Below are 25,877 nucleotides of genomic sequence, written 5' to 3' on the forward strand. Positions count from 1 at the left end.
ATAAGTGTCCTATTCTATTCGCTTGCTTCAATTTATGTTTCGTTCGTTATTAGCTGGCCTACTGGCTTTCGTGCTGGCCGTGAGCGGCCTGGCCGCGCGGGCACAGCAGGCACCCCGCCCGGCTAAGGCACCGCCCCAGGCGGCTAGCCGCCCTACCCCCCCGCCTACGGCTCGCCCAGCTTACCAGCAGCGGGCCCTGCGGGGGCGCATTGCGCGCCGCCTGCGCGTGCGGCCCGATGGCACGCCGGACTTTCCCAATGTGAATAAAGTTGCGTTTTTTGAGGATAAAAAAGCCCTCAAAGCCATTCAGCGGGCTGAGCGCCACCACCACTACGCCGAGGCGCGCACCCTGCTGACGCAGTACGTGGGCCAGTTTGGCATCGAGAATTTTTACCGTAATACCGAGCTGCTCTGGCACCTGGGCCAGCTCTTGCAGCGCGACAGTGCCAGCGCCCGGTCGCAGGAGCTGGCCAAGACTTATTTCCGGCTGGCCCTGAAGCACCACCGCACCGACGTGCGCCGCGTGCAGCTTTATTATGACTCCTTAGAAGAGAAAACGGCCGACCTCTACGTGCCCCTCAAGGTATATTACGAGGTGGTGGAATACCGCAAGAGCCTCAACACCTTCCACCCGCCCAAAAACGTGTACACCAACATGGGCGACGCCATCAACTCCAAATTTCCGGACTACGGCCCGGCGCTGGGGGCCGGCGACTCGCTGCTGCTCTTCAGCTCGAAGCGCCAAATGGGCAAGGGCGTGCGCGCCAAAGTAGACGAGAACCTGTATGTCTCGCACCGCGACGGGCCCACGTACTGGTCTGATGCCCAGCCGCTACCTAAGCCCATCAACTCGCCCTACAACGAGGGCTCGGCCTGCTTTTCGCACGATGGGCGCACTATTTTCTTCGCCCGATGCGAGTGCCCTACCTGCCACGGCAACTGCGACCTTTTCACCGCCACGCTCAGCGCGGATGGCCAGTGGAGCAATCCTCAAAGCCTCGGCCCGCTCGTGAACTCGCCCGCCTGGGACTCGCAGCCGACCCTCTCGCCTAAGGAGGATACGCTGTATTTCGCCTCCGACCGGCTGGGCGGCTTCGGCCTCAGCGACATTTATTACACCGTGAAGGCCAAGAATGGTCAGTGGGGTAAGGCCCTGAATCTGGGTCCCACCGTGAACACCCGCGAGAGCGAGGTAAGCCCGTTTTTTCACCCGCTCTACCAGGTGTTGTATTTCAGCTCGCGGGGGCAGCTGCTCAATTTCGGCGATTTCGACATCTACAAAACCTACCGGGTAGGCGGCCGCTGGCAGGAGCCGCGCAACATTGGGCCGCTCGTAAATGGCAAAGGGTCAGAATATTACTTTACTATCGATAGCCAGAGCAAAAACCTCTACTACGCCCGCTCTGAGGCCCAGGACATGGAAAACCTGGACCTCTACTCCTTCCCGCTGCCAATGGAGGCCCAGCCGCTGGCGACCACCCAGGTAGCCGGCACGCTCACGGACTCGGTGAGCCGCCGCCCGCTGAAGGGCATCATCAGCATCATCGACCTGGATAATGGGATTGAGGTAGCCAGCAAGTACTTGCGGCCCGATGGCTCCTTCGATTTTGAGCTGATGGACGGTTCGCACTACGCCATGCTCATCCAGAGTCCCGATGCCTTCACGGTGGAGAAAAAGTTTGCCTTGCAGGGCGATACCGTGATGAGCCTGCTCACCAACAGCATCGATTACAAGCTGCCGCTTATTTTTAAAAACATTGAGTTTGAAGCCGGTAAGTCGGGGATTTTGCCCGGCATGCATTCCACCCTGGACCGCATTACCGTGTTTCTGGCCGACCATCCCACGTTCCGGCTCAGCATCGCGGGCTACACCGATGGCCGCGGCGACCCCGACGTGAACGAAAAGCTCTCGCAGGACCGCGCCGAGGAAATCCGCCGCTACATCGAGCGCAAGGGTAAAATCAACCCCGACCGCATCGAGAGCTTCGGCTACGGCTCCAGCAAGCCCCTCAAAGATGAGCTGACCGAGGCCGACGCCCGCATCAACCGCCGGGTGGAGTTTCGGTTGCTGAAGCCGGAAGGGGAGAAGGGCGCGGGCGGCGGGGGCGACTGGAAGTAAGTTGCCAATAAAGGGAACTACTCCGGCCAGTCCCGCGCCAAGTCCTGCTCCCTCATGCACTTGAAATGCCCCTGCGGGCACTGCGCGAAGCCAATCTTGGAGCATGGCCGGCAGGGTAGGCCCGGCACTTCCAGCACCTCAAATGGCGTGCGGTAGGGGTACATGCCGAACTGCGGCACCGTGTTGCCCCACACGCTGAAAACCTGTTGCTTAAACGCCGCCGCGATGTGCATCAGCCCCGTGTCGTGGCTCACCACAAACTGCGCCTGCCGCAGCAGCGACGCCGATTGATGCAGCGAAAATCGCCCGCAGCCGTTGTAAATGGGTGAAGGGGCGATTGCCAGCTCGATGGCATGGCCGATTGGCTCGTCTTCGGAACCACCGAGCAGCACTACCGGGCGTGGGGCCAGGTGGCGCACCAGCTCGATGAGCTTATCGGGGGGTAGGCGCTTGGTGGCGTGCTGCGCGCCGATGGCCACCGCCACGTAGTGCCCCGGCCGGAAACCGGGGGGTAGGGCCGCCGCCACGTCCACTTCCTGCGCAGGCGGAATGAAGTAATCGAGCCCCGCGCCATCGTCGTGGATGCCCAGCGGGGCGGCGGCGGCCCGGTAGCGGTCCACGAGGTGGAGGGGGGGTAGGCGGTCGATTTTAAAGCGCACCAGCAGGTATTTCTGCCAGTTGAGCTTGTCGAAGGCTCGGCCGGGCACGCCGGGCAGCTGCCAGCGGATGAGCCGGGTGCGCAGGTTATGATGCAAATCCACGATAAAATCGAACCGCTCGGCGCGCAGCTCGCGCACCAGCTCGCCCAGGCTGCCGCTGAGCAGGTGCAGCTTGTCCACGTAGGGGCTGGCCTCAAAGAGCTTGGCAAAAGCGGGCTTGGTGGCGAAGTGTACTTGCGCCCCCGGCAATTGAGTTTTGAGCTGCCGCACCACTGGCGTCGTCAGCACGATGTCGCCGATGGAGGAGAAGCGGAGAACGAGGATTTTCATGGGAATGGCTAACAGCACGTCATGCAGACCGAAGGGAAGCATGACGTGCTGTTACCTTCTAAACTTTGCTTTCCGCGCCTCAAAGTACGCCGCCGCCTCGTCCACCGACTTCGTATTAAACGTCATCTCCTTAGTTAACATACCCTTGCGACCGGCCAGCACGCCGTAGCGCATATCGGCGTAGCCGGCGGTGTGGTGGGCATCGGGGTTAACGCTGAGCTGCACGCCCTGGCTGAGCGCGTAGCGCACCCAGCGCCAGTCAAGGTCGAGCCGCCAAGGGTTAGCGTTGATTTCGATGATAACCTGGTGCTCGGCGCAGGCATCAATAACGGCCTTAAAATCAATGGGGTAGCCGGCGCGGCGCAGCAGTAGCCGGCCGGTGGGGTGGCCCAGCATGGTGCAGTGCGGGTTGGCAATGGCGGCCAGCAGGCGCTCGGTGGCGCGTTGCTCGTCCATCTTCAAATTAGAGTGGATGCTTGCCACAATGAAGTCGAAGGTGTCGCGCAGCTCCGCGTCGTAGTCCAGGCTGCCATCACCTAAAATATCGGCCTCAATGCCCTTGAAAATGCGAAATGGGGCTAGCTCGGCGTTCAGCTCGTCAATCTCGCGCTGCTGCTGGCGCACGCGCTCGGGGCTGAGGCCCTGAGCGTAGTGCGCCGCCTGCGAGTGGTCGCAGATGCCGAGGTACTCGTAGCCCGCATCGCGCAAAAAAGTAGCCATTTGGCGCAGCGAGTGGTTGCCATCGGAGTAGGTGCTGTGGTTGTGCAGCGAGCCGCGCAGGTCGCTGTCTTCCAGCAGGCGCGGAATTTTGTGCGCGGCGGCCAGCTCAATTTCGCCCAGGCCCTCGCGCAGCTCGGGCACTACGTATTGCAGGCCGGCTTTTTCATAGATGGCTTCCTCGCTGCTGAATACCTCGCGCTTGGCCCACTGGCGCAGGGTAGCGGGCTGGCCGGGGCCCGCGCCGGGCAGCGGCGCGCTCAGGTGCGCCTCGTTGCCGGTCGCCCCAAAAAGCTGGTTCACAAAATCGGCTTCAGCTACCACGCGCACCGCCACGCCTACCCCCGAGTCGGCGGCCGTGCCGCGCCAGGCCCAGGGGCCCGAGCGCCGGGCATCGGTGCGCAGGCCGGGTGCGGCATCGAGCAGCGCGTGGATGGGCGCGGGGTCAGCGGCGGCGGCCAGGATTTCGACCGTTTCCACGATTTCGAGGGCGCGGCGCACCTCGCCGGCGGCAGCCACTGCGCCTACCCCCGGCACCTGGCGCAGGCGCGCGGCCAAGTCATTCGCCAGTTGTTCGGCCTGCGAAAACAGCAGCTTGCCCGCGCTCTGGTCAGTGAAGGCCAGCGCGGCCAGGATGCTTTCCTGAGTTTTGGCCCCGAAGCCCTTGAGTTTGGCCACGGTGCCGGCTTCGGCGGCCTCGCGCAGCTGGTCGGGCCCCTCGATGCCCGCATCGCGCCACAGGGCGCGCACTTTCTTTGGGCCGATACCCTTGATATTCAGCAGCTCAACCACGCCGGGGGGGGTAGTGTCAATCAAGCGCTGAAGCTCCTCAAACGTACCGGTATCGAGCAGCTCGGCCACCTTAGCGGCCTGGGTTTTGCTCAGGCCGGTGCGGTCGGGCAGGCCAGGGCGCTCCACCTCGGCCACCGGAAACTCCAACTGCTCCAGGGCCGTAGCGGTACCCTCGTAAGCCCTTATCTTGAAGGCGTTTTCGTCGTGCAACTCCAGCAGCTGAGCCGTGAGCCGGAAGGCTTTAATAAGGGCGCGGTTGTCCATTTCGTTGTTTTGGATTCCTGATTCTGAATAGCTATATACCTGCACCGGTTAACTTCTAAGCCAGAAGCCAGGAATTTAAGAAGAGTCCAAAAGTAGGCGTGGGGTAGGCATTCTACGTAGTATTGTCTGCTATGTCCTTTGCTGCTTCAAAGCTGCTACGTGGGCTGCCAGTGAGCTGGCTGCTACTCGTTGCCTGCCACTCCGCCGCCGACCGCCATTCTGCCGAGCTGCCCACGGGCGAGCTGGCCGCCTTGCAAGGTACCTGGCTGCTGGTGCCCGAAGCCAGCCGCGCCGACACACTCGCGTACCGCCGCAATACCTACCGCTTTCGGTACCGGCCGGGCGGGCGGCCGGGCTTCTGGCTAGGGCCGGCGGGCCGCTTCATTCGCTACGACGTAGCCTCCGGCGGTGGTCTGCTGGCCCAAGAAGGCAACTGGAGTGAAACTAGCTCCGGCCGACTGCGTATCCAGCTCCCGGAAGCTCCACCCAATTATGAATTGGCGGTACTGGCTTACCAAAAAGGCGTACTTAAGCTGCGTCGCTACCCTCTGTAACTCCCATCCAGGCAGGCTAAACCCTATTTTGTGTACCTCTTTGGGGGTGCTATGTGGAAGAATGTGTAGCTATCCCATAAAATGGACAAACTGCGTGCATAGTATGTAATAAGCTGGTAATTAACGATTTAATAATGTAATAAATTTAAAAAACTGTTTTTTACCCTCCTGCCCTTAAAAATTACCTGTTCTCGCTAAGGAAAGAGGCTTTCTGGGCTTCGGGAGTCATGGCCAAGACCTATGCAGGGACTTATAAGCATTGCAAAGTGCCAATGTGGTCACTTTATTTTTTATAATTATTCTAAGCATTTTACCATTGAAAAGGCAGTTGTCTTATGATATTTCAACTAAATCTTCTTTAAGCACATCTTTTCGAAGTCCATTTACATATAAGCGGCGTATTTTAGTGGAGCTTTTGAAAACTCCCACCCTTCAAAAGAACTCCGCTCTCCTCTTCGAAAACAGACTAATCAACTATTGACATGGTACTTTACAAACAACGCATTTACCTTAATCAGTTTATTCTGCTGATTTTGGATGTGCTAGTTATCCTCGGGTCCTTTCGGCTGGTTTGCTACTACCAGCGTGGCGACTGGCAATTTGGGGAAAATTACTCGCTGTTCTTTGCCATTTTCGCCCTGCTGTGGTGGATTTTGGCTGGGCAGTTTGCGGCTCCGGTTGCGCCCAACCCGAGCGAGCGCCTAACCACTTACTGGGAGAAATCCTGGGCGCTGGTGCGGACGCTTATTCTGCACATGATAGTGCTGACGGCGGGCGTGGTGCTGCTGCAAGTGCACCTGATGCCGTTGCGCTACCTGGGCGTACTTTATGGCCTGGCGGGAGTGGGCATGATGGGTGGACGGCTGGTGCTGGCCTTCTTGCGCCGTACTTATCGCTACCGGTGGGGCCGCACCCAAAACCGGTTTGTAATGGTAGGGGCAAGCCGTAGCGGTATCGACCTTTATCGCTTCCTGACCGTGCACGACCCGGCCGCGAACCACTTCTTAGGGTTCTTCACCGACGAGCCGGCCCCCGCTGAGGTTAGCCACTTAGTGCTAGGCCGCCTGAGTGACCTGCCGGCCTTCTGCGAGCACGAGCAAGTGGATGAAATGTACTTCGCCCTGCCTCTAGACCATACTGATAGCGTGGAAGAACTGTCAAGCTTCGCCGATGATAATTTCATCAGCTTCCGCATCGTGCCGGATTTTGAGGGTACGCTGCGCAAGAACGTGACCGTGCAGTACCACGACTACGGCCCCATCCTGACGGTGCGCCGCCATCCCTTGGGCTCGCGCGCCAACCAGCTCTCGAAGCGGGCATTTGACCTGGCCTTTTCAGGCTTGGTTATCGGCGGGATTTTCCCGATACTACTTCCTATTCTGGCCCTGCTCATTAAGCTCGACTCACCGGGGCCGGTGTTTTTTAAGCAAATGCGGCCGGGCAAGCGCAACAAGCTGTTTCCGTGCTATAAGCTGCGTACTATGCGCACCGACCTGAGCGGCACTGAGCTGCAAGCCACGAAGGGTGATGCCCGCGTAACGCGTGTTGGCCGGTTTCTGCGGGCTTCAAGCCTCGATGAGCTGCCGCAGTTTTTCAACGTGTGGCTGGGCCACATGTCGGTAGTTGGCCCCCGGCCCAATATGCAGTCGCAGCTCGAAGAGTATTCCAAGTATATCCATACGTATGCTCACCGTCATACCGTGACGCCCGGCATTACGGGCTACGCGCAGGTGAATGGCTACCGGGGTGAAACCCGTGCTCTGGGTGCAATGGAAAAGCGCGTGGAATATGACCTAAAGTATGTGGAAAACTGGTCGCTGCTACTAGATTTGCAAATCATCCTGAAGACGGTGAAAAACATGATTTCTGGCGAGAAAAACGCCTATTAATTGATTGCTGGCTAAAAGCGCGTTGCCGGGGTTGCTTTGCTAAGTAAGCGAGCAGCTTCGGCAACGCGTCCTAGTTAGTGGTTAGTAAGCTACCTTATCCTATGTTGTCGAAGCAGCTAGTGCTTGATTCGCCCATTGCCACGGGCCCGTTCCCGGAATTTGTCGAAACTATTCTGAAGCTGGGCGCGGCCCGTACGTCGGCCTACGTGTGCTGCGCTAACGTGCACATGCTCGTAGAGGCGCACCGCGATACGGAGTTTCAGCAGGTATTGGAAAAGGCTGACCTCGTGACGCCTGATGGCGGCCCCGTAGCCAGCATCGCGGGCTGGCGCGGCGGCCACCCTCAGGAGCGGGTAGCGGGCATGGACCTGCTACCCGCCCTGCTAACTGAGGCCGCGCGACGCGGGCAGTCGGTATATTTCTACGGCACCACCGATGAGGTACTGCAAGCCATCGTGGCGCGGGCGGCTCAGGAGTTGCCGGCGCTGCGCATTGTGGGCACCTGCGCCCCCCCGTTCCGCCCTCTTACCCCTGCCGAGGAAGCCGCCCACACAGCGGCCATCAACGCTGCTGACCCCGACCTGCTGTTCGTGGCGCTGGGCTGCCCGCGCCAGGAGAAGTGGATGGCGGCCCACCAAGGCCAGGTAAAAGCTTGTATGCTGGGTGTGGGGCAGGCATTTCTGGTCTACGCGGGCCTGGAGCAGCGCCTGCCAGTGTGGGCGCGCCGCATGTGGCTGGAATGGGCCTATCGCCTCTGGCTGGAGCCCCGCCGCCTGTGGCGGCGCTACCTGCTCACCAATTCCCGCTTCCTCTACCTCATGGCCCGCCAGATACTGGCCAGAGCCTGGAAATAGCCAATAGGCCCTGATAGAGCGTTTATTTTGTGTGGGCTTTAGAGTAGCCTCCTTGGTGAATTACTTATTTCAGGAGCTAGGCTATCAGCCAAAAGAAGGGGGGTAGGGAAGTCCGCTTAGACCTCCCTACCCCCCTTTCTTTGCTGATAGCCTAGTGCCGCACTTCTAGCCGCAATTTGATAGGCGGCTGGCTGCTATCACTATTGCTGGTGATAGATACAGTATACAGGCCGCTTGGCAGGTAGGCGATATAGACGGAAAGCTGGTTGTCGCCGGGCGTAACCGTGCGCCAGTGCCTGCCAGCCAGATTGCCTTGCGCATCAATAAAGGAAATGACCGCCAAATCGGCGCGGGGGAAGGAGGCATCCACCGTTACCTGACTGTCGGCGGGGTTGGGGAAGAGGGTAGGGCCCGTGGTCGGGGGAGGGGTAGGGCTCGCGTTACCATTCTGCGCTACCAGTTGCACATCATCAAAGTAAAGCCACTGACCGCTACCTGCCTGCGAGTAAAAGCCGATTTCGCACTGCCCGCTGCTGACTGCGATGTTGGGAATGGTGATGAGTACCCACTGCCCGTCGGGGGTAGCGGCCACGTCGGCCGTTAGGGCGTTGCCGCCAAAGTTGCGGGCTTGCAGCTGAGCTAGGCTCTGGCCACCACTGCTTTTCATCCAGGCGCTCAGCGAATAGGTGCCAGTAGGCAGGTTGCTGATTACCTGGTAGGTATATACCTGGTAAGGCTCGGGCCGGAACTGCGTGCCGTGGTAAAGGCCGTTGTGCGCGCCGGGAAAGGCTTCGGTGTAGTCGGCGTTGTCGTTGGTACCGGGGCCGGTGGTAGTCTGCCAGCCGGTGGGTGCATCTACCGGGGCGTTGTCGGCCTCGAAGCCAGGGTTGACGACCAGGTTGCCACTCGCCGAAGCCGGGGGGGTAGGGGCCGGAGCGGCGGCTACGGTCACCGTGGTGGCGGCCGAGGTAGTAGCGGTCCCGGTATTGTCGGTGGCCACGGCCGTGAGGGCATACGTGCCGGTGGCGGTAGGCGTCCAGCTTAGCTGGTAAGGCGCGACGCCGTCTTCGCCCAGCTTGGTGGTGCCGGCAAAGAACTCAACCTTGGCGATAGTGCCATCGCTATCGGCAGCAGCAGCGCTCAGCAACAGGGCCTGGCCCAGGGTGAGGCTCGCTGCCGAGGCGGTGAGCGTTACCCTGGGCGGTACGTTGGCCGCCGTTTTGGTGAGCGTGAAGTCATCAAAGTATAGCCACTGCCCGGCCCCAGCATTTGAGTACACGCCAATTTCGCACTGCCCGTTGCTCACACTGATATTCGGTACCGATACCTGCACCCAGTTATCGGGTGCAGCAGCAATACCGGTCGTCAGGGCGTTGCTACCGAAGTTGCTGGCTTTGAGTTGGGTTAGGCTCTGGCCACCACTACTTTTCACCCAGGCGCTCAGCGTATAGGTGCCATTGGCCAGGCCGGTAACTACCTGGTAGGTATACACTTCGTAGGCTTCGGGTCGGTAGTGCGTGCCGTGGTAAGTGCCCGAGTGCGCCCCGCCGTAGGCTTCGGTGTAGTCGGCGTTGTCGTTGGTACCCTGGCCGGTGGTAGTCTGCCAGCCGGCGGGTGCGCCAACCGGGGTGTTGTCGGCTTCGAAGCCGGGGTTAACGATGCTGCCGGGGGTAGTAGCCGCAGGGCGCGAGGCCGGAGCGGCCGCCCCGGTTGGTCCCACAGTCACGCCATTCTGGGCCAGCTTCTGCTGCCAGAGGGCATACTCGTTATCCTCGGTGGCTAGCGTTATGGGGTTGGGCAGGCTGGTGGTGCCGGTGCAGGTGGCGCAGGCACCGGGGCTCAGGTCCTGGCGGTCGGGGTAGGGATTAGTAGACCCCCAGCGTACGTAGCCGATGGTGTTATTAACAATCCGGTTGTTGAAAAAGACGCTGGCCAGCTGGTTGTAGTAATTGAAAACGGCCGTACCCGCGTACGTGGTACTCAGGTGGGTGCCATCGGGCAGCATTCCGCTGGTAACGATGCGGTTGTCGTGATAATAGACGTCGTGGCCGGCTGCGATATTCATGGCCGCATTGCAGGTGCTCACGAATTGGTTGGCGCTGGCCTCGATGTAGCCCGCGGCCGTGCCTAATAGCGAAGCATCGCCGTCGGTGGTGAGGCCGGTGCCCGTGAAAGTACCCGCCGTGGCGGGGTAGGGGTAGGCTCCGCGCACAAAATTGTCATGCACCCGAATAGGGCTGCCCGCCGTGCCCGACGCGTTGTAGAAGTTGATGTTATCCTCTACCAGGCTCTGGTTGGGGGTGTTAATCACCTCATTGAAGGCAATTTCCACGCCCGCTAGGTTGCTTACCGTGTTCAGCTGCAAAAAGCTGCACCGGCTGCTGCCGCCGTTGTTGCGCCAGCGGCCATCCACGTTGCGCACTTGGTTGTAGCGCACGGTCAGGGCACCGGAGTTGCCGGCCCAGCGGTTGACCACAATGCCACTGGTGCCGCTAAACGAGTTGTGCTCTACCACCAGACTCTGCGACTGGTACGAGTCGAGGAAGTGGCCGGGTGGCTGGCCATCAACGGAAGGTGCTAGGCCGACCCCGCTGCACTCCCGAACCGTCAGGTTGGCACCAGTACCGGACTGAATGAGGTGGCCGGCTCCCGATAGCTTGCAGCCTAGCAACACCACCGGCGCGGTCGTATTGACCAAGATGCACGGCACCCGCGAGTCCAGGCTCTGGTAGTTGCCCGAGTAGGTGCCGCCCTGCGTGATAACGAGCGGCCCCGCGTAGTTAATGGCCTGCGCCGAGGCCCAAGCAGGTAGTATACTAGCCGCCGCCAGCAGCCAAGCTCTAAAACTGGTTGGTTTAACCATACTTAAAACAGATTACTAAAACTTAAAAGAGTATAAAATGAATGTAGGCTATCTAAGCAAAGATAAAAGCCGCGCGGCACTTATAAGCTATTGAGCCAGCGAAAGCTATAATTTTGTTTCGTAGTTAAAACTGTATACCCTAGTAATGATTTTATGGGAAAAGTGAAATTAATATGAATAACTGTTGAGCTTATTTATTACAGGCCGTGCCGCTGCCTACCCGTTTTTAGTTGGACTATGAACCCGGCTTAGAAGCACACCCTCAGCCAGCTAAGACCGGACTCCCGCTAGCCTACCGCGCCACGCCGCCCGAGTGGTCAATGCTAACCCGAGTCCTACCGAAAGTGCCGGTTGAGGCAGCTGGGGCACGCTTTGCCAGACGGCCGCTTCGAAAAGCCTTATATTAAGTTTGGGTTAAGAAAAGACGTTTGATGGAACGGGCCCGCTAAGCAAGAGCGGGTACTTCAGGAACCGGCCAGTAGCGCCAGGTACTGGTCCGCGACTTTAGCCAGCGGGAAGCGTTCGGCTACGATAGCTACGGCCCGCGCCGCCACTTGCTCGTACAGGACCGGGTCGGTGAGGAGGCGTTCTATAGCCCCGGCAATGTCGGCCACGCTGGTCACGTCCACCAGCAGGCCGCCGTCGGCCACCACCCAAGGCACGGCCCCGCTGGCCTGGCCGGCCACTACGGGCACGCCGTAGGCCATCGCCTCCACCAGCACCATCCCGAACGACTCTTCCAGCGAGGTGTGCAGTACGAGCGTGCTGGCCGCCAGGCGGGCTAGTACCTCGTGGTGGGGGGTAGGGCCCAGAAAAATTACATTCGGCACGTCGTTCTCCCGGCAAAACTCGGCCGCTTCTTCGCCTGGCGCGAAGGCCGTGCCCATTGCCCAGAGCCGCGCCGCCGGGTGCCGCCGCTGCACTTCCTTGAAGGCCAGCAGCGCATTTTTGCTGTTTTTGCGGTCGTCCCAACCATTTACCACCACGCTGAGGACGGGTGCGCTGAGCGGGGCCCGCTCCGAGCTGGCGCGCTCGGGCACTACCACGGGGTTAGGCACCACCAGTACCGGGTTGCGCGTCCAGGGCTGCACTGAGGCGGCCATGTAGGGCGATACGGCCGTGAAGCGCCGCCCTTTCCAGAACACGTAACGCGCCATTGCCAGGTGAAACAGCCGGTTGAGCGTGCGCACATAGCGGTAGATAACCAGCGCGTTATCGTGCACCGTCACTAAGGCGCGGCGGTCGTAGCGGAGCGCGGGCACCGCAAACTCGTAGGTCCAGTGCGCATGTACTGCCTCAGGTTGGTAACGGCGTAGCTGCGCCAGCAACTGCCGGCGCTCCAGCCAGAAAAAGTCGGCGGTGCGGCCCAGTCGCCGGCCGTTGGGCCGGAAAGTGCGGCTGCGACTAGGTACCACCACATAGGTCAGGCCAGGGCCTTCGTGCACGAAAGGCGCGTCGTCGTCGCCCAGTTGGTCATCCAGCGTCAAAGCCAGCACGCGGTGGCCGCGGGCAATGTACTCCTTGATAAGATTGCTAACCAGCGGCGCGCCGGCCCGGCCCGCCGGGTAGGCGCGGCCGTCCTGCTCGGCGGGTAGTAGCAGGTCGTTAGTAGCAATGGGGCCTAAAACGGCGATGTACATACCTCGTTGATAATTAGTCAATTATTAGAATAAAAATACTACTACCCCGTTTACTAACTACCTCACTTGCCACCCGAAAGCAGTGGCCCCACCGTCACGCCCTGCTTTTGCAGTTTCTGCTGCCACCGCGCCCACTCGCCTGCTTCCGTGGCGGGCGTGATGGGATTGGGCAAATGCTCGGTGGCCGTGCAAGTGGCGCAGTTGTCGGTGCTCAGGTCCTGGCGGTCGGGGTAGGGGCTGCCGGCCCCCCAGCGCACGTAGCCGATGACGTTGCGCTCGGCGCGGTTGTTGAAAAAAACGTTGGCCGGCTGCTTGTAAAAATTAAAGATGCCCAGCCCGGCGTGCGTAGCGTTGAAGCGCTGGCCGCCGGGTAACAAGCCGCTGGTAATGACGCGGTTATCATGATAAAAAATATCGTGCCCGGCCGCGAGGTTCATGCCCGCATTGCCGGTGCTCACAAACTGGTTATGGTCGGCCTCGATGAAGCCGCCGGCTTCGGCCAGGGTTTTCGCGTCGCCATCGGTAGTCATTCCCGTGCCCGTAAACTGGCCCGCCGAGGCGGGGTAGGGGTAGGCCCCGCGCACAAAATTATCGTGCACCCGCAAGGGACTGGCCGCCGTGCCCGACGAGTTGTAGAGGTTGATGTTATCCTCCACTAAACTCTTGTCGGGCGCGTTCAACACTTCGTTGAACGCGATTTCTACGCCCGGCAGGTGCGCCACGGTGTTCAGAATCAAGAAGCTGCAATGCGTGCCGCCCGCGTTACCGCGCCAGCGCCCGTCCACGTCGCGGGCCTGGTTGTAGCGCACCAGTAGCGCGCCGCTGGTGCCGCGCCAGCGGTTGACGACCATGCCGCTGGTTTGGGCGAAGAAATTGTGCTCCACTACCAGGCGCTGGGGCTTATACACATCCAGAAAGTGGCCGGGCGCTTGCTTATCCACGGTGGGGGGTAGGCCCTGGCCGCGGCAGTTGCGCACAGTTAGGTCGGCCCCTTCGCCGGCCTCAATGAGATTGCCGGGGCCGGTGAGTACGCAGCCATCGAGCACCACCAGCTCGGTGGTGGCCACCCGCACGCAGGCCACGCCCGAGGCCGCGCTCTGGTAGCGGCCCGAGTAAGTGCCGCCCTTGGTGATAACCAGGGTGGCCTCGCCGCCGGCGTGGTGGCTGGCGCAGGCACTCAGCGCGCTACCCAGCACCAGTGTCAGCCAAGCGAGTGCATGGTAGGAAACCGTCATTTAGTGCAGAAAGTAGCCTACCAGCCGGCGGGCGTAGCCGTTCAGCAGGAAATAAGGCAAGTAAGGCCAAGGGCAGTTTTTAAGAGCAAAATGGGTGAAATTGACCATATTACCCCCACCCCGGATGCCGAACAGATGCTGAAAATAGCCCTTTACGCTGCGGTGCTTGCGGGTCAGGGTCTGGCCGCTTTCTTCGGGGTAGGTGCTGAGGCGGGCCTCGTAGTTACAATACACCGGGAAGCCCGCCCGGCGCGCCACGCTGGTATAGTCAAAATCGGCCAGGTAGTGCGGCAGACGCTTGTCATCAAACAACCCCACTCTGTCAATCACCGCCTTCGGAATAAGCAGCCCGCGCCCCGGCAAATACGTCACCGGGTGCAGCCCCGTGCGCTGGTCGGCCGGCAGTTCATCCAACAAATCAGAGCGGGTATTGGTCTTGAAGCTCAGCCGCTCACCACCGTAAATGGCCTGGCCGGTATTGGCGTCAAACTCCAGCGCGCCGAGTACGGCGCGGGGATTTTTGGCAGCGGCGGCCAGCATCTGGGCCACAAAGTCGGGCGCGGTCAGCACGTCGTTGTTGAGGGTCAGCACGCGGTCGGCCCCCAGCGCCAGGGCGCGCTCGATGCCCCGGTTCACGCCGGCCGTCCAGAACAGATTACCGCTGCCGGTTACTACTTCCACCTCGGGGTAGTCGTGGGCCAGCGCGGCGGCCGTCTCGTCAGTGGAGCCATCGTCCACCACAATTACCCGAAAGTCCTGGTTGGTCTGCGCCCGCAGCGAATCCAGGCAGGCGCTGGTGTAGCGCCAGCGATTAAAAACGGGGATAACGATGTAAAGCATGTTTTTTGGTTACGAATTCTATCTGAAAAGTATTTGTCATTGCGAGCGCAGCGCGGCAATCGCATCCAAACGATGGACGAACGATTGGCGCGGGTTTCGTTTGAGTGCGATTGCCGCGCTGCGCTCGCAATGACAAATACTTTTCACTTAATTCTTCTATTTTAATTCCTTCTACCAACCGCCAGCCCCGCCAGCTCGGGCGCAGTATCGGCCGCCAGTTGATACAAACTGGCCACAAGCTTGGGCAAGGCAAACTGCGCGGCGTAGGCGAAGCCCGCCCGGCCCATCGCGTCCAGCCGCTCGGGGTGGTCCCAGAGGGTTTCCACGGCCCGCGCCAGGGCCTCGACGGTGGCGTCGGCCGACTGCACCGGCACCTTGATGCCCGCCGCGTCGGGGATGAAGTCAGTGGCCCCGTGGTGGTCCAGGGTCAGGATGGGCAGGCCCAGCGACATTGACTCCAGATACTGATTGGCGTAGGTGTCGCGCAGGCTGCACAGCATGAATAGGTCGTGGCCGAGGTAGGCGGCGCGGGTGGCCTCATAAGGTACGCTGCCGTGCCAGGTTACGCGGTCGGTGAGGCCGGCGGCGGCAATCCAGCCGGGCACCAGCGGCCCCACTGGCCCATCGCCCATCACATCCAAGTGAAATTTCACCCGCTTATCTACCCGGCCCAGTGCGTCAAGTACCAGGTGCAGCCCTTTGCGCGGAAACAGCCGGGCCAGCCACAAAATGCGCAGCTCGCGGCCCGCCAGCGGCGGCCGGGGCACGTAGGCGGCCGGGAAATAGTCGGCGGCCAACGCGGCGCTCATCACCAGCGCTACCCGGCGCGCGCCCAGCCGCCGGGCTAGCGCGGCCGTGTCGCTGTTAGCCACCAACACTAGCGCCGCGTGGCGCACGGACTGCCGCACGTTAGGGTCAAACGTAGTGAGCAGGTTACTGATGCCGTTGCGCACGGTTTCGGTCTTGAACCAGTCGGGCAGGTAGCGGCGCAGGGTGGCGGGGGCCGTCATGCCGCCGCCCAGCGGGCCCAGCAGCAGCGGCTTTTTTAAGCGCCACAGCCAAGACGCCATTTGCAGGCTGTTATAGGTGACGTGGTGCACCACGTCAAAATTCACCTGTGCATCGAGCTGCCGGGCCACGCGCCAGGCCCGGTACTGCCACGCCAGGTAATGCAGATAAACGCCCGGCTGCCAGCGGTAGGCGTAGTCAATGGCCTTAGGCACCGTGATATATATCGGGTGAATGCGGCCCGCCACCGGGTCGGCGGCGCGCTCGGCCAGCACCTGCTCCAGGTTGGCGCGGCCGCGGGGGGTAGTGAGGCACCACACCTCGTGGCCCAGCGCGGCCACCTGCCACAGCCAGTTGAAGCCCGAGCCTTCCTCGCTGCCGTGCAAGGGGTCGCAGGCATAGGCGGAGAGCAGAATTTTCATGCGGGAAAAGCAGTGTAAGGTAAGCGTTAGCTTGACGTTTTGCTACTTAATTAAGTTAGCCAAGGAATATACTAAATAATCAACTTATAATTAACGCTATGCACCAGGCGGCAGGCTAAATCCTACCCTGCGCTTTGCTTCACCTTCGGGCTTTGTAGGCCCGCTGCCACCGGCTTCTGGCCCGCGAACACGCGCCGCACAATGGCCCCGACCCGGCTCAGCAAGAACTCGTTGAAGCGGCGGTTGTCGCGGCGGCGGTCCTGGGCTACCACGGCCGGGTGGCGCAGCGGAAAGCTTAGGTCGCGGGCGGGCAGGGCGGCCATGTTGTCGGCGCTGTCGTGGGTATGGGTCGAGCCATTGCCGAAGCCAATGTTGCCCACCAGGTTCACGGCCGGCACGATGTAGAGGCCGTGGTGCCGCGCAATAGTGTACTCCCACTGGTAGTCCCACACGTCGGGCGGCTGGGGCAGGGCGCGCACGCCGGCCATTTTGCCCAGCCGGTAGCGCTTTTCGAGCGGCCCGGTGAAGCTGTCGTTCAGCTCGCCCGCTTTCGCTACCCCCTCAAAATCAGTGAGGTGATAGTCATACAGCTGCCAGGCGCGCCGCCAGGTAGCCCAGCCCCAGCTGTTGCGCTGCGTGGAGAAATGGTACGAAGGCGCATCGGGCGCGAGCGGCTGTTGCGCCTCCGAGCCAAAGTTGTTACCCCCAATGTGCATCACCCGCGCATCATCGCGGTAGCGGGCCAGCAGCTCCTGGCAAAACCGAAAAAAGCTGGGCGCGGGCACGCAGTCATCTTCCAGAATAATGCCCTCCGGCTCGTGCGCAAAAAACCAGTTCATGGCCGTGACCGGGGCCAGCCCGCAGTTCAGGTTGGCTTCCTGAAACAGCGTGAACACCTCGCAGGGCCAATCCACTTCCTGCACCACGGCGCGGGTTTCGGCGCAGCGGGCGGCATCAGTGGGGTGGCCGGGGCGGGGCCCGTCGGCGGCCACGTAGAGACGGGTAGGCCGGGCGCGCCGAATGGTGTCAAACACGCGCCGCGTGGTGTCAGGCCGGCTGAATATCAGGAGCAGCACGGGCGTTTGCAACGCTTCGGCCGCTTGGTCAGGAGCAGGCATTGGGGGAGTTAAAAGTTATAGAGTGATTAGCGAAAATAGTTTGTCCTTGCGAGCGCAGCGCGGTCATGACAAACGATTAAGCCGGCATCAGCTCGGCAGGTACGGGCGCGGTCTCGGGCTCGGTGGGGGGTAAGGAAACGAGTGGTAGCGGGCGGGGCTCCGGCTCGGCCAAAGCGGCCAGCAGCAGCCCCAGCAGCCCAAAGTGATACGTAGACCAGTCGTAGGATGCCGAAAACACCAGCAAACAGCCGAAATAAGCAATCAGCAGCGCCGTATCGGGCCGCATGGGGCCGGGCTGCCACAGCCGCTGCACGATGCGAACAATGGGCACCAGCAGCACCATCAAAATACCAATAATGCCAAAGTAAAAGGCCCGGTCGAGGTAGAAATTATGGAAGTGGTGACCGGTGCGGTCGGCCCACATCGGCTGGTCGTTGCTGGGGTCGTAGAACTGCATGGGCACCTCGAAGCCCTCCAGGCGCCAGCCCGCGATGGGCCGCTCGTACACCAGCGGCATGTACGACTCAATCTGCTTGAGCCGCCAGCTGCCGGTGCCCTGCTTGTCGGCGTTGGCCATGTCCTCCACGTTGTCCTGCATCCGGGTCACCACCTCGGGGTTGTTCAGCACGATGGCCGTGACGCCCAGCGAACCCAGAATACCCGGCACCAGCACCAGCATCGCTACTTTGGAAAACGAAAAGCTGGTGCCCGGTGCCCGGCGCAGCAGCCACATGTCGAGGGGCACGGCCACCGCCGTGGCAATCCATACCGAGCGGTGCTGCAAGAAAATAATCAGCGGCAGGCACACGAAAAAGCCCAGTAGCATCGTCAGCCCGCCGCGGGTGAGGTAGCGGTTGAGGCAGTACAGGGTCACGAGCACAAACAGGTAGGCCGATGATGAGCCAAAGCCCCGCTCATTCTCCGCGAAGGCGCTCAGACTGAGCGAGTCGCGGTGAAAAACCAGCAGGTTGGCCAGCAGCACAAACGTCATTACCCCAATAACCTGGCCCAGCGAGGGCAGCCCGAAGCGCCGGTAAAAGGCATAAATCCCGAACATAATCAGCAGCACGAAGAGCTTGCTGAACACGTGGGGGTAGGCCAGCCACGAGCCCTGGTTGGCGTAAGATTCCAGCATCAGCCCGCCAATGGCGGCTACTACTACCCACATCCACCGCTTGATAAGCGGCTCCATGTAGCGCGCGTACAGCACCAGCGCGCCCACCGAAGCCGCGAACAGCGCATAGGTGTAGAGCTTAACGCCGTCGGGCTCCTGGTCCACCTGCGGCCCGTAGATGAACTCCCAAAATGCCGCGTTGGTAGCCAGCACGGCCAGCAGCGGCAGGATGACGAGAAAGTTGAGACGAATTTTCATGAGAAATAAAACGGGCCAGCGCTTATTCAGCTGCTGCCCCGTCGCTTACCGAATATCGGCGCAAAAGTTGGGTTTTAACGTTACGGAGTGCCAGGGAGACTTACGTAATTTAGGCAGATGATATTTCGCGCATCACCGCGGCTCCCTGCGCACGCAGTCATTTGCCGCCGGCTCACTCTGCCACCAGTGCCTCAGCGGGCACCTCGGCGGGCAGTGGAGCCAGCCCCGCTGCCCGCCGGTAAAAGGCCAGCGTATTGCGCACCATCGCCGCCCGGTCGAAGCGGGTGCGAGCGTAGGTATACTGGCGCTGCTGCAAGCTCAGCAGGGCGGCGGGGTTAGCCAGCAACTCGGCCACTTGGGCGGCCAGCGCGGCGGGCGGCGTAGCCTGGGGCAGGGAGGCTTCGGGGGTGGCAGCCAGCAGCTCGGGGCTACCGCCGGCCGCCAGGGCCAAGGCCGGGCAGCCGGCAGCAATGGCCTCAATCACCACGTAGGGACAGTTTTCGCGCAGCGCTACGTGCACGTAGAGGTCGGCGGCGTGCAGCAAATGGATTACGTGGGGGTAGTAACCCAGCAGCACCACATCGTTTTCCAGTCCCTGTTCTGCAATGAGATTGCGCAGCAACTCTTCGTCTTCGCCCTGGCCCACCAGCACCGTGACGCAGCCGGGGTAGCGCTGGCGCAGCTCGGCGGCCACGGCCACCAGGTAGCGCTGGTTTTTGCGCGCTTCGAGCTGCCCAATATTCAGGATGATGGGCCGACCGGGAAACTTGGCCCGCAAATCAAGCCCCGCGCCGAGCATCCCCGCGCCCGGCGCGAAGGCGGCCATATCCACGCCGTTGTGGGCGATGGCCGTCTGCGCATCCGGGGGTAGGAAGGGCTGGGTGAGCCGGAGCGCGTACTCCGAAATTCCTAAAAAGAACCGGGTGCGATGCAGCAGAAAATTAAACCAGCGCCCCTCGAAGCGGGCTGCCCAGCCGCGGGGGGGTAGGGCCAGCTGTTGCACTACTTCGGTGCCGGGGTGGTCGTTGTAGTGGCCGGTCACTACCACCGGCACGCGGTCGCGCAGGGCCAGGCGGGCGGCCCAGCCGCTGGCCACGTCCTGGGCATTTACCACGTCATAGGGCTGCCGGTGGTCGATGGCAAAATAGATTTCCAGTACCTGTCCCAGCTCCAGGCCCACGCGCCGGCCCAGCGTCCCGAACACCCCCAGCGCCCGCCGCCCTACCCCAATGGCGCGCCGGAGCCAGGGCCGCAGGTCGTCCTGGGTCACCACCGTTACGCGATGGTCCTGGGCGCGCAGTAGCGCCGCCAGCCGCTCGTAGTGCACCCGCACCCCCGAGGCCGCGCCCGGCACTTGCAGGGAAGTCAGCAGAATATTCACGGGATGAGGGGTTGGTCAAAGTCATCGAAGGCAGCCAGCACGCCCGGCCGCCGCTCCAGAAAGCCGGCGTAGCGCGTCAGCCGGGCGCGCACGCCGGTGGGCATAGCCGCCAAGCTACGCAGCTTGGCCAGGGCCTGCGCCAGCACGGGCCGTAGCTCAGCCGAAGGCCAGCGTAGCATTACCGCGCTCAGCACCACGGCCCCGGTGGCCATCAGGGCCAGTAAGGCCAGCACGGGCGGCAGGTGCAGCGGGCGCACCAGCGTAGCCACGCCCAGCAGCCCTACCCCCACGGCAGCGGCATTGAGCGCGCCGGCCCGGTAAATGCCGAATAGCCGCCCGTAGGGCAGGCCAATGTCGTTGTGCGTCACGCGCATGTAGAGGAAAGTGCGTACCACCTCGCCCGTACCGATGGCTCCCGCTATGCCGGCCAGCCCGTAGCCCTTCAGCATCCAAAATAAGCCCGAGAGCAGGCCCATAAACAGCAGGTTGAGGATAATCTTCTGGTGCAGGTTGGCGCGGGCATCGGCCACTACGCCCGCGAATAAGGTGGTCATGCTCAGTGGGATGGACAGGCACAGCACCCGCAGAATCGGTACGGAGTTGGCCCAGCGTGGGCCCAGCAGCACGGCCACCAGCTCGGGGGCGGCCACGGCCACGCCGGCGCACACGGGCAGCACCACGGTGGCTACCAGCGTGCTGCTAGTCAGGTACAAAGCCCGCACCCGCGGCAAGTCATTCTGAATCTTGCTGAACGCCGGAAAAGCCACCCGCGCCAGGCTGTTGGTCAGGAAGTACATGGGCAGGTACAGCAGCATATAGGCGCGGTTGTAGATGCCCAGTAGCACCGAGCCCAGTAGCCGCCCAATGAGCAGTGTATCGAGGTTGCCATTGATAAATTCCAAGAAGCCGACCACCGACACCCGCCCGCCGTAGCCCAGCAGCCGGGCGTAGGGCGCTTTGTGGAAAATAAACCGCAGCGAATGCCGCACCACACCGTAGCTAAACAGCGCCGCGAACAGCTGCTGCGCCAGGCTGGCCGCAATTAGGCTCCACACGCCCGCGCCCAGCAGGCCCAGCGTTACGCCTACCCCCCCGTAGCCCAGCACGTAGGCCGCCACCTCCACCTTGGCCAGGGCCTCGAAGCGCATCTCGCGGCGCAGCATACTCGTAGCCGTGGCCCCCAGGCCCACCAAAATAAAGCCTAGCGCCTGCACCCGCACCAGCGGCACCACGGCATCATTTTTCAGGAAAAAAACGGCCAGCGGCGCGGCCAGCCAAGCCACGCCCGCTACCGCCAGCCCTAGCCCCAGGGAGGCCGTGAAGGTGGCCCGCACGTCGTCGTCGTCAATGCTCAGGCGCTGCACCAGGGCGTGGCCCAGGCCCATTTCGGCGAAGTAGCTGCCAAAGCGCAGTACTACCCCCGCCATCGCCACCAAGCCGAAGGCGGCGGGGTCGAGCAGCCGGGCCATCACGGCAGTGTAGCCAATCTGGAGCACTGCTGTCAGCACCGTGGCCGCCGTCGTCCACTGCACCCCGCGCACGGCGGTAGAAGTTAGATTTTGGGTGGTTACTGCCATGTTAGGTTGAGCTGTTCGCAAATCTTGTCATAGCAATTACTGTGCAAGCTCGCTACGACGGCTGGTTTTATACCCCGTATTTATACGCATTCGCTTTGTGGCGATACTCGTAGGTATTGCCAAAGTGCACGTCATTGATAACCATATAGAGTTGCTTCACTTTGTGGTCGCGGTGCATCTCGGTTATCTGGCCCACCAGGGCGCGGTCGGTGTAGTTCTGGCGCACCACGTAAATTTTGGCATCCAGGTATTGCAGCAGCACCAGGAATTCCGAGACGTAGCCCAGCGGCGGAATATCCACCAGCAGGTAGTCGTACTCCTCGCGCAGCTGCTGAATCAGCTCGGCCAGGCGCGGGCTCTCGATGAGGCGGGTGGGGTTTTGGGGTAGCGGGCCGCAGCACAGCACGTCGAGGCTCGGGATGCTGGTGCGGCTGCGGGCTTCATCCAAGGTGCTCTCGCCGGCCAGGTAGGTGCTCAGGCCATGTGGCGCGCGCGAGCTGATGCCGAAGTAGCCAGCCAGGGTAGGGCGGCGCATGTCGCACTCTAGCACGGCCACGCGGCGGCCGCTCTGGGCCAGCTCGGCGGCCAGGTTCACGGTGCAGAAGCTTTTGCCCTCACCCGGCACCGACGACGTAACGCCAATCACGCGCTTGTCGAGGCCAGCCGCTAAGTACTGCATATTCACCCGCACCGCCCGAAAGGCCTCCGCGATGGAGCTGCGCGGGTCGTGCAGCATGGTTTGCTTGTCCTCTTGGGTGCCGTGCGGAATCACGCCCAGTAGCGGAATGTTGGTAAGACGGGCCAGGTCCTCCTTGCTCTGCACCCGGCGGTTGGTTTTGTCCTGCATCAGCACTACGGCGGCGGGTAGCAGCAGGCCGGCCAGCACGGCCAGCAACGCCACCAGCAGTGGCTTAGGGGCTGAGGGCCCCAGGCCATTCTGTTTGGCCGGGTCCACCACTTTCTTATCCGTCACGTTGGTAGCCAGCGCGATGGCCGCCTCGTTGCGCTTCTCCACCAGGTAGCTATAGTTCTTCTCGTTGAAGTTGCTGGTGTTCTGCAGGTTGTTCATCTGGCGCTCGTTCTCGGGCATCTTGGTGAGCTGGCCGCGCACGCTGCCCAGCTGCTGCTCCACATCGCTGAGGGCGCTGCCTGAGCTGTTTATCAGGCCGGTCAGGGTCTGAATAAGTAGCTCCTTGGTTGTGCTGATTTTCTCATCCAGCGCCACTACTATCGGGTTTATCTCGGTGCCGTTCACGATGAGCGAGGCCCGCTGGCTATTCAGCTCCGAGAGCTGCTGGATGAGCCCCGTCGTGGCCGGGTCCTCCACGCCGGCGCTGCTCAGCGCCGCCAAGCGGCTGGGGCCACGGTGTTCCTTCAGGTAGCTGAGCATGTTCTGGTAGTAGCGGCGGCTGGTAGCTAGGCGGTTGCGATTGGAATTCAACTCGGTTTGCTGCTGAATCCCTACCCCCGACTGCGTGCCCGCATCCACCAGGCTATTGGCCGAGCGGAACGAGCTGAGGCTCTGCGAAGCCCGATTCTTGGAATCGGCCAGCTTATTGATTTCGTTATCCAAAAAAGCCACCGTCTTGCCCCCAATCAGATTTTTTTGCAGCAAGTCGTCCTGCACGTAGGTATTCATCAGCGTGTTCAGAAACTGCTGCTCCTTGGCCGGCACCGAGCCCTGCACGCTCAGCTCCAGAATGCGCGACTCGTGGTCAGTAGGCTTCACCTTCAGGCGGCTCTGGTAGTCACCCACTAGGCTGCTCAGGTCGTTGAGCTTGAAAAAATACTGGCCCTCGCTGGTGCCCAGCTGGTCGGGCTCGGGGCGCAGCACCACCGTAAGTAGGGGGCTGCGCAGCGTGTCGCCGGCCGCGATAGTTTTATCAAACTTGACGCCCAGCACCTCGCGCACCAAGTCGCCGGTGGCCAGCTGGCGCAACTCGCCGCGCTTGGCATCGGCATGAATGCGAAACTTGCCGTCGGGCAGCGTCTCTACATAAATGGGCACGCCCGTGAGCTGTGGCCGGCCCGGCACGGCCACCACCCAGAAGGGTAGGTCGCCGGCCGCCCGCTCGCGCACCTGCAAAGGCCGCACCCAGTTCAGCCACGAGTTGGGCTCCACGAAGTAGCTCACCGTGAAGGGCAACTGGGCCAGCGTGCGCCGCATCATCCCCGACGAAGTAAGCAGCCCTACCTCATCCTCGAGCTTGAGGCCCTTGGGCTTGCTGTCAAGTAGCTGCAACAATTCCTGGGCCTGCTTCGAGCCCGTCGATTGGTCGCCGATGAGCAGCGTCGATTCAAAATCATACACCGGCGTTTTTACTTGCAGGTACACCCAGGCCAGGGCCCCGGCCAGCAGCAGCGAGCCCACAAATAATGGCCAGCGGCGCTGAAGCTTAAAAAAAAGCTCGTGCAAGTCAATTTCGGCCGCGAACGGCACAGGACGTGATTCCATAGCGGAAGGAAGGTTGGGAGCGGTAAACAAGCCGGCTGTCAGGCAGCAACTTAATTACGCTTAAGGGTGATGTAGCTAATTAACAGTACGATGGCCGAAATACCCGCGAACAGCAGGCTCAGGTTGTTGGCATTGCCGCGGTCGGTGCGGGCCTTCATGGGCTCCACGTACAGGGCATCGTTGGGCAGCAAGTAATAGTAGGGCGATTGAAGCAGCTTGGGGTCCGTAAGGTTCAGGAGCACAACCTCTGAGCCTTTCGCCGTTTGCCGGATAAGCTTGACGTTCTGACGGTTGCCAAACTCGGTGAGGTCACCGGCCAGCCCCAGCGCTTCCAATACGGTAGCCTGCGGATTATAGATGAAGTAGCGCCCCGGCTGGCGTACCTCGCCTAGCACTGTTATTTTAAAGCTTAGCAATTTAACCAATACGTTGGCATCGCGCACGTAAGCGCCCACTTTGGTGCGCACCAGCGTCTGAGCATCCTCCACGCTCAGGCCCGCCATTTTCAGCTTGCCAATGGTGGGCAGCGTAATCATACCTGTGTCATCTACCGAGTAGCCCGTCAGGTACAGTACGCCGGGGTCGCCGGAGGTTATCACCTGCGGCCCCTGCACGTTGAAAATATCACTCAGCGCGGGCTGCACGCTTTGTACTTTAATGCTGAGCACATCGCCGGGCTGAAGCAGGTAGACCGGGCGGGCGTTTTGCACCTCTGAGGGCTGCGTAGTCGAGTAATTGCCTCCCTGTAGGTAGGGCAGCTTGTTCTGCACTACGCAGCCGCTGAGCCCCACTATTAGTAGCCCCAGGCTAAGGAACGACAAGCGGAAAAATGAAATCATGAGGGTGTGGTTAAGAAGTGAAAAAAGGGTGGCGCTCCCTCACGGCACAATTATTTAGCGATAAAATGACAGGCAGCGGTTTTGCAAAATTGGAAAATTTATTTTTTCAAACCAAATCAGCCTATTTTTAGTAGCTTAGCCGACCCATACGGAAGAGTGGGGGTAGGCGGCTGTCGCGGTTGCTGACTTTTGCTGTGTTCTGCCCCTTGGGGGCCTAACTTGATGGCCCGCTGCACCGTATAGCGCCCCGGTGCTCCGGCTGGTAACCTCCACCGTAAGTTTCGTTAATCAGTTGCCGCGTAGTTTATTTTTTTCTGACTAAAAATTGTACTGGCCACCTGCTTCGCTTCCCCTACTACTTACCCGTTCTATGAAAAAAAATCTTCTCCCGCTCGTTCTGCTGGCTGCCGCCGGCTGCACCAATCCCTCTACGCCGGCCAGTGCCCCGGCTGGCGCGGCCCCTACTGCCGTGGCTCCTACCGACTCGCTGCAAAAAGCAGTAGCGACTTACATAGAAGCCAATAAGGCGGAATTTCCGGGCTACGAGCCGGTTAAGTGGGGTAGGCCAGTAGTGTATACGCGCCAAAGTGAGGCAGCTATTAAAGGCGTGGTGGCCATGAAGGTGTTTGATGATGCCCTAGTGCCACGCAACAAGGCGCTGGCCAACTACAAAGCCTCCCTGGCCCGCCACGACCCGCCCGCCCGCAACAAAGCCATCGAGACGGTCTACGGCAAGGCCAATAAGTACAACGATTCGCTACTGGTAATTGCCAATAAATTTATCGGGGTGAAGGACACGACCCGCCTGGGTACGCAGCTGCTACACACCTACCGCCGCAAAGACAACGCCGGCGCGCTAGTGCTCGACAGCGCCAACTTCGTGGTTTATCCCGGTGGTAAAGTCGAACTGCTTTAAGAATAGCTAGTTAGTAGTTGGCTTAGCCGTTGG

The 25,877-nt window shown here is 61.2% G+C and carries 18 protein-coding genes; 5 read left to right on the top strand and 13 right to left on the bottom strand.

Features of this window, described 5'->3' with window-relative positions:
* The first annotated feature begins 34 nt into the window (after window positions 1-34).
* Window positions 35-2,119: an OmpA family protein gene (locus LC531_RS01055; protein WP_223648472.1), complete on the top strand. Its 2,085-nt coding sequence runs from the start codon at window positions 35-37 to the stop codon at window positions 2,117-2,119.
* Window positions 2,120-2,136: 17 nt separating this feature from the next.
* Here LC531_RS01055 and LC531_RS01060 read toward each other — a convergent pair whose 3' ends face one another.
* Together LC531_RS01060 and LC531_RS01065 are read right to left on the bottom strand one after the other, a co-directional pair.
* A complete protein-coding gene (locus tag LC531_RS01060; protein ID WP_223648473.1) occupies window positions 2,137-3,108 on the bottom strand; it encodes a glycosyltransferase family 9 protein in 972 nt (323 codons plus the stop codon).
* Window positions 3,109-3,159: 51 nt separating this feature from the next.
* Window positions 3,160-4,881, bottom strand: coding sequence for a helix-hairpin-helix domain-containing protein (locus LC531_RS01065; protein ID WP_223648474.1), 1,722 nt, complete (start codon window positions 4,879-4,881; stop codon window positions 3,160-3,162).
* A 131-nt stretch (window positions 4,882-5,012) separates the two neighbouring features.
* Here LC531_RS01065 and LC531_RS01070 point away from each other — a divergent pair, with 131 nt between their 5' ends.
* The 3 genes from LC531_RS01070 to LC531_RS01080 all read left to right on the top strand — a co-directional run bounded on the left by LC531_RS01070 (window position 5,013) and on the right by LC531_RS01080 (window position 8,178).
* Entirely contained in the window at window positions 5,013-5,435 is a 423-nt protein-coding gene (locus tag LC531_RS01070) for a hypothetical protein (protein WP_223648475.1), read from the top strand.
* 482 nt (window positions 5,436-5,917) lie between these two features.
* Window positions 5,918-7,324: an exopolysaccharide biosynthesis polyprenyl glycosylphosphotransferase gene (locus LC531_RS01075; protein ID WP_223648476.1), complete on the top strand. Its 1,407-nt coding sequence runs from the start codon at window positions 5,918-5,920 to the stop codon at window positions 7,322-7,324.
* 101 nt (window positions 7,325-7,425) lie between these two features.
* Window positions 7,426-8,178 carry a WecB/TagA/CpsF family glycosyltransferase gene (locus tag LC531_RS01080; protein ID WP_223648477.1) on the top strand — a complete coding sequence of 251 codons (753 nt, stop codon included), beginning with the start codon at window positions 7,426-7,428 and terminating at the stop codon, window positions 8,176-8,178.
* Window positions 8,179-8,329: 151 nt separating this feature from the next.
* Here the strand turns inward: LC531_RS01080 and LC531_RS01085 are convergent, their stop codons facing one another.
* The 11 genes from LC531_RS01085 to LC531_RS01135 all read right to left on the bottom strand — a co-directional run bounded on the left by LC531_RS01085 (window position 8,330) and on the right by LC531_RS01135 (window position 24,928).
* On the bottom strand, window positions 8,330-11,041 hold the full coding sequence (locus LC531_RS01085) for an Ig-like domain-containing protein (RefSeq protein WP_223648478.1): 2,712 nt from the start codon (window positions 11,039-11,041) through the stop codon (window positions 8,330-8,332).
* 464 nt (window positions 11,042-11,505) lie between these two features.
* Entirely contained in the window at window positions 11,506-12,681 is a 1,176-nt protein-coding gene (locus LC531_RS01090; RefSeq protein WP_223648479.1) for a glycosyltransferase family 4 protein, read from the bottom strand.
* 62 nt (window positions 12,682-12,743) lie between these two features.
* Complete coding sequence (locus LC531_RS01095) at window positions 12,744-13,916, bottom strand: hypothetical protein (protein ID WP_223648480.1); 1,173 nt, start codon at window positions 13,914-13,916, stop codon at window positions 12,744-12,746.
* Entirely contained in the window at window positions 13,917-14,756 is an 840-nt protein-coding gene (locus LC531_RS01100; protein WP_223648481.1) for a glycosyltransferase family 2 protein, read from the bottom strand. It abuts the gene before it with no gap.
* 161 nt (window positions 14,757-14,917) lie between these two features.
* Window positions 14,918-16,186 (bottom strand): glycosyltransferase family 4 protein, encoded by a 1,269-nt coding sequence (locus tag LC531_RS01105; RefSeq protein ID WP_223648482.1) that lies wholly within the window; start codon window positions 16,184-16,186, stop codon window positions 14,918-14,920.
* Window positions 16,187-16,308: 122 nt separating this feature from the next.
* Entirely contained in the window at window positions 16,309-17,304 is a 996-nt protein-coding gene (locus tag LC531_RS01110) for a nucleotide-diphospho-sugar transferase (RefSeq protein ID WP_223648483.1), read from the bottom strand.
* A 76-nt stretch (window positions 17,305-17,380) separates the two neighbouring features.
* Entirely contained in the window at window positions 17,381-18,676 is a 1,296-nt protein-coding gene (locus LC531_RS01115; RefSeq protein WP_223648484.1) for an O-antigen ligase family protein, read from the bottom strand.
* A gap of 172 nt (window positions 18,677-18,848) precedes the next feature.
* Window positions 18,849-20,057 (bottom strand): glycosyltransferase family 4 protein, encoded by a 1,209-nt coding sequence (locus LC531_RS01120; protein WP_223648485.1) that lies wholly within the window; start codon window positions 20,055-20,057, stop codon window positions 18,849-18,851.
* Window positions 20,054-21,634 carry a lipopolysaccharide biosynthesis protein gene (locus LC531_RS01125; RefSeq protein WP_223648486.1) on the bottom strand — a complete coding sequence of 527 codons (1,581 nt, stop codon included), beginning with the start codon at window positions 21,632-21,634 and terminating at the stop codon, window positions 20,054-20,056. The genes LC531_RS01120 and LC531_RS01125 overlap by 4 nt, the downstream gene beginning before the upstream one ends.
* A 67-nt stretch (window positions 21,635-21,701) precedes the next feature.
* Complete coding sequence (locus LC531_RS01130; RefSeq protein WP_223648487.1) at window positions 21,702-24,089, bottom strand: polysaccharide biosynthesis tyrosine autokinase; 2,388 nt, start codon at window positions 24,087-24,089, stop codon at window positions 21,702-21,704.
* 50 nt (window positions 24,090-24,139) lie between these two features.
* Window positions 24,140-24,928: a polysaccharide biosynthesis/export family protein gene (locus tag LC531_RS01135; protein WP_223648488.1), complete on the bottom strand. Its 789-nt coding sequence runs from the start codon at window positions 24,926-24,928 to the stop codon at window positions 24,140-24,142.
* A gap of 370 nt (window positions 24,929-25,298) precedes the next feature.
* Between LC531_RS01135 and LC531_RS01140 the strand changes: the two genes are divergently transcribed.
* Entirely contained in the window at window positions 25,299-25,844 is a 546-nt protein-coding gene (locus tag LC531_RS01140) for a hypothetical protein (protein ID WP_223648489.1), read from the top strand.
* Window positions 25,845-25,877: the final 33 nt, after the last annotated feature.

This window comes from Hymenobacter psoromatis, assembly GCF_020012125.1.
In the GTDB taxonomy this organism is placed as follows: Bacteria; Bacteroidota; Bacteroidia; order Cytophagales; family Hymenobacteraceae; genus Hymenobacter; species Hymenobacter psoromatis.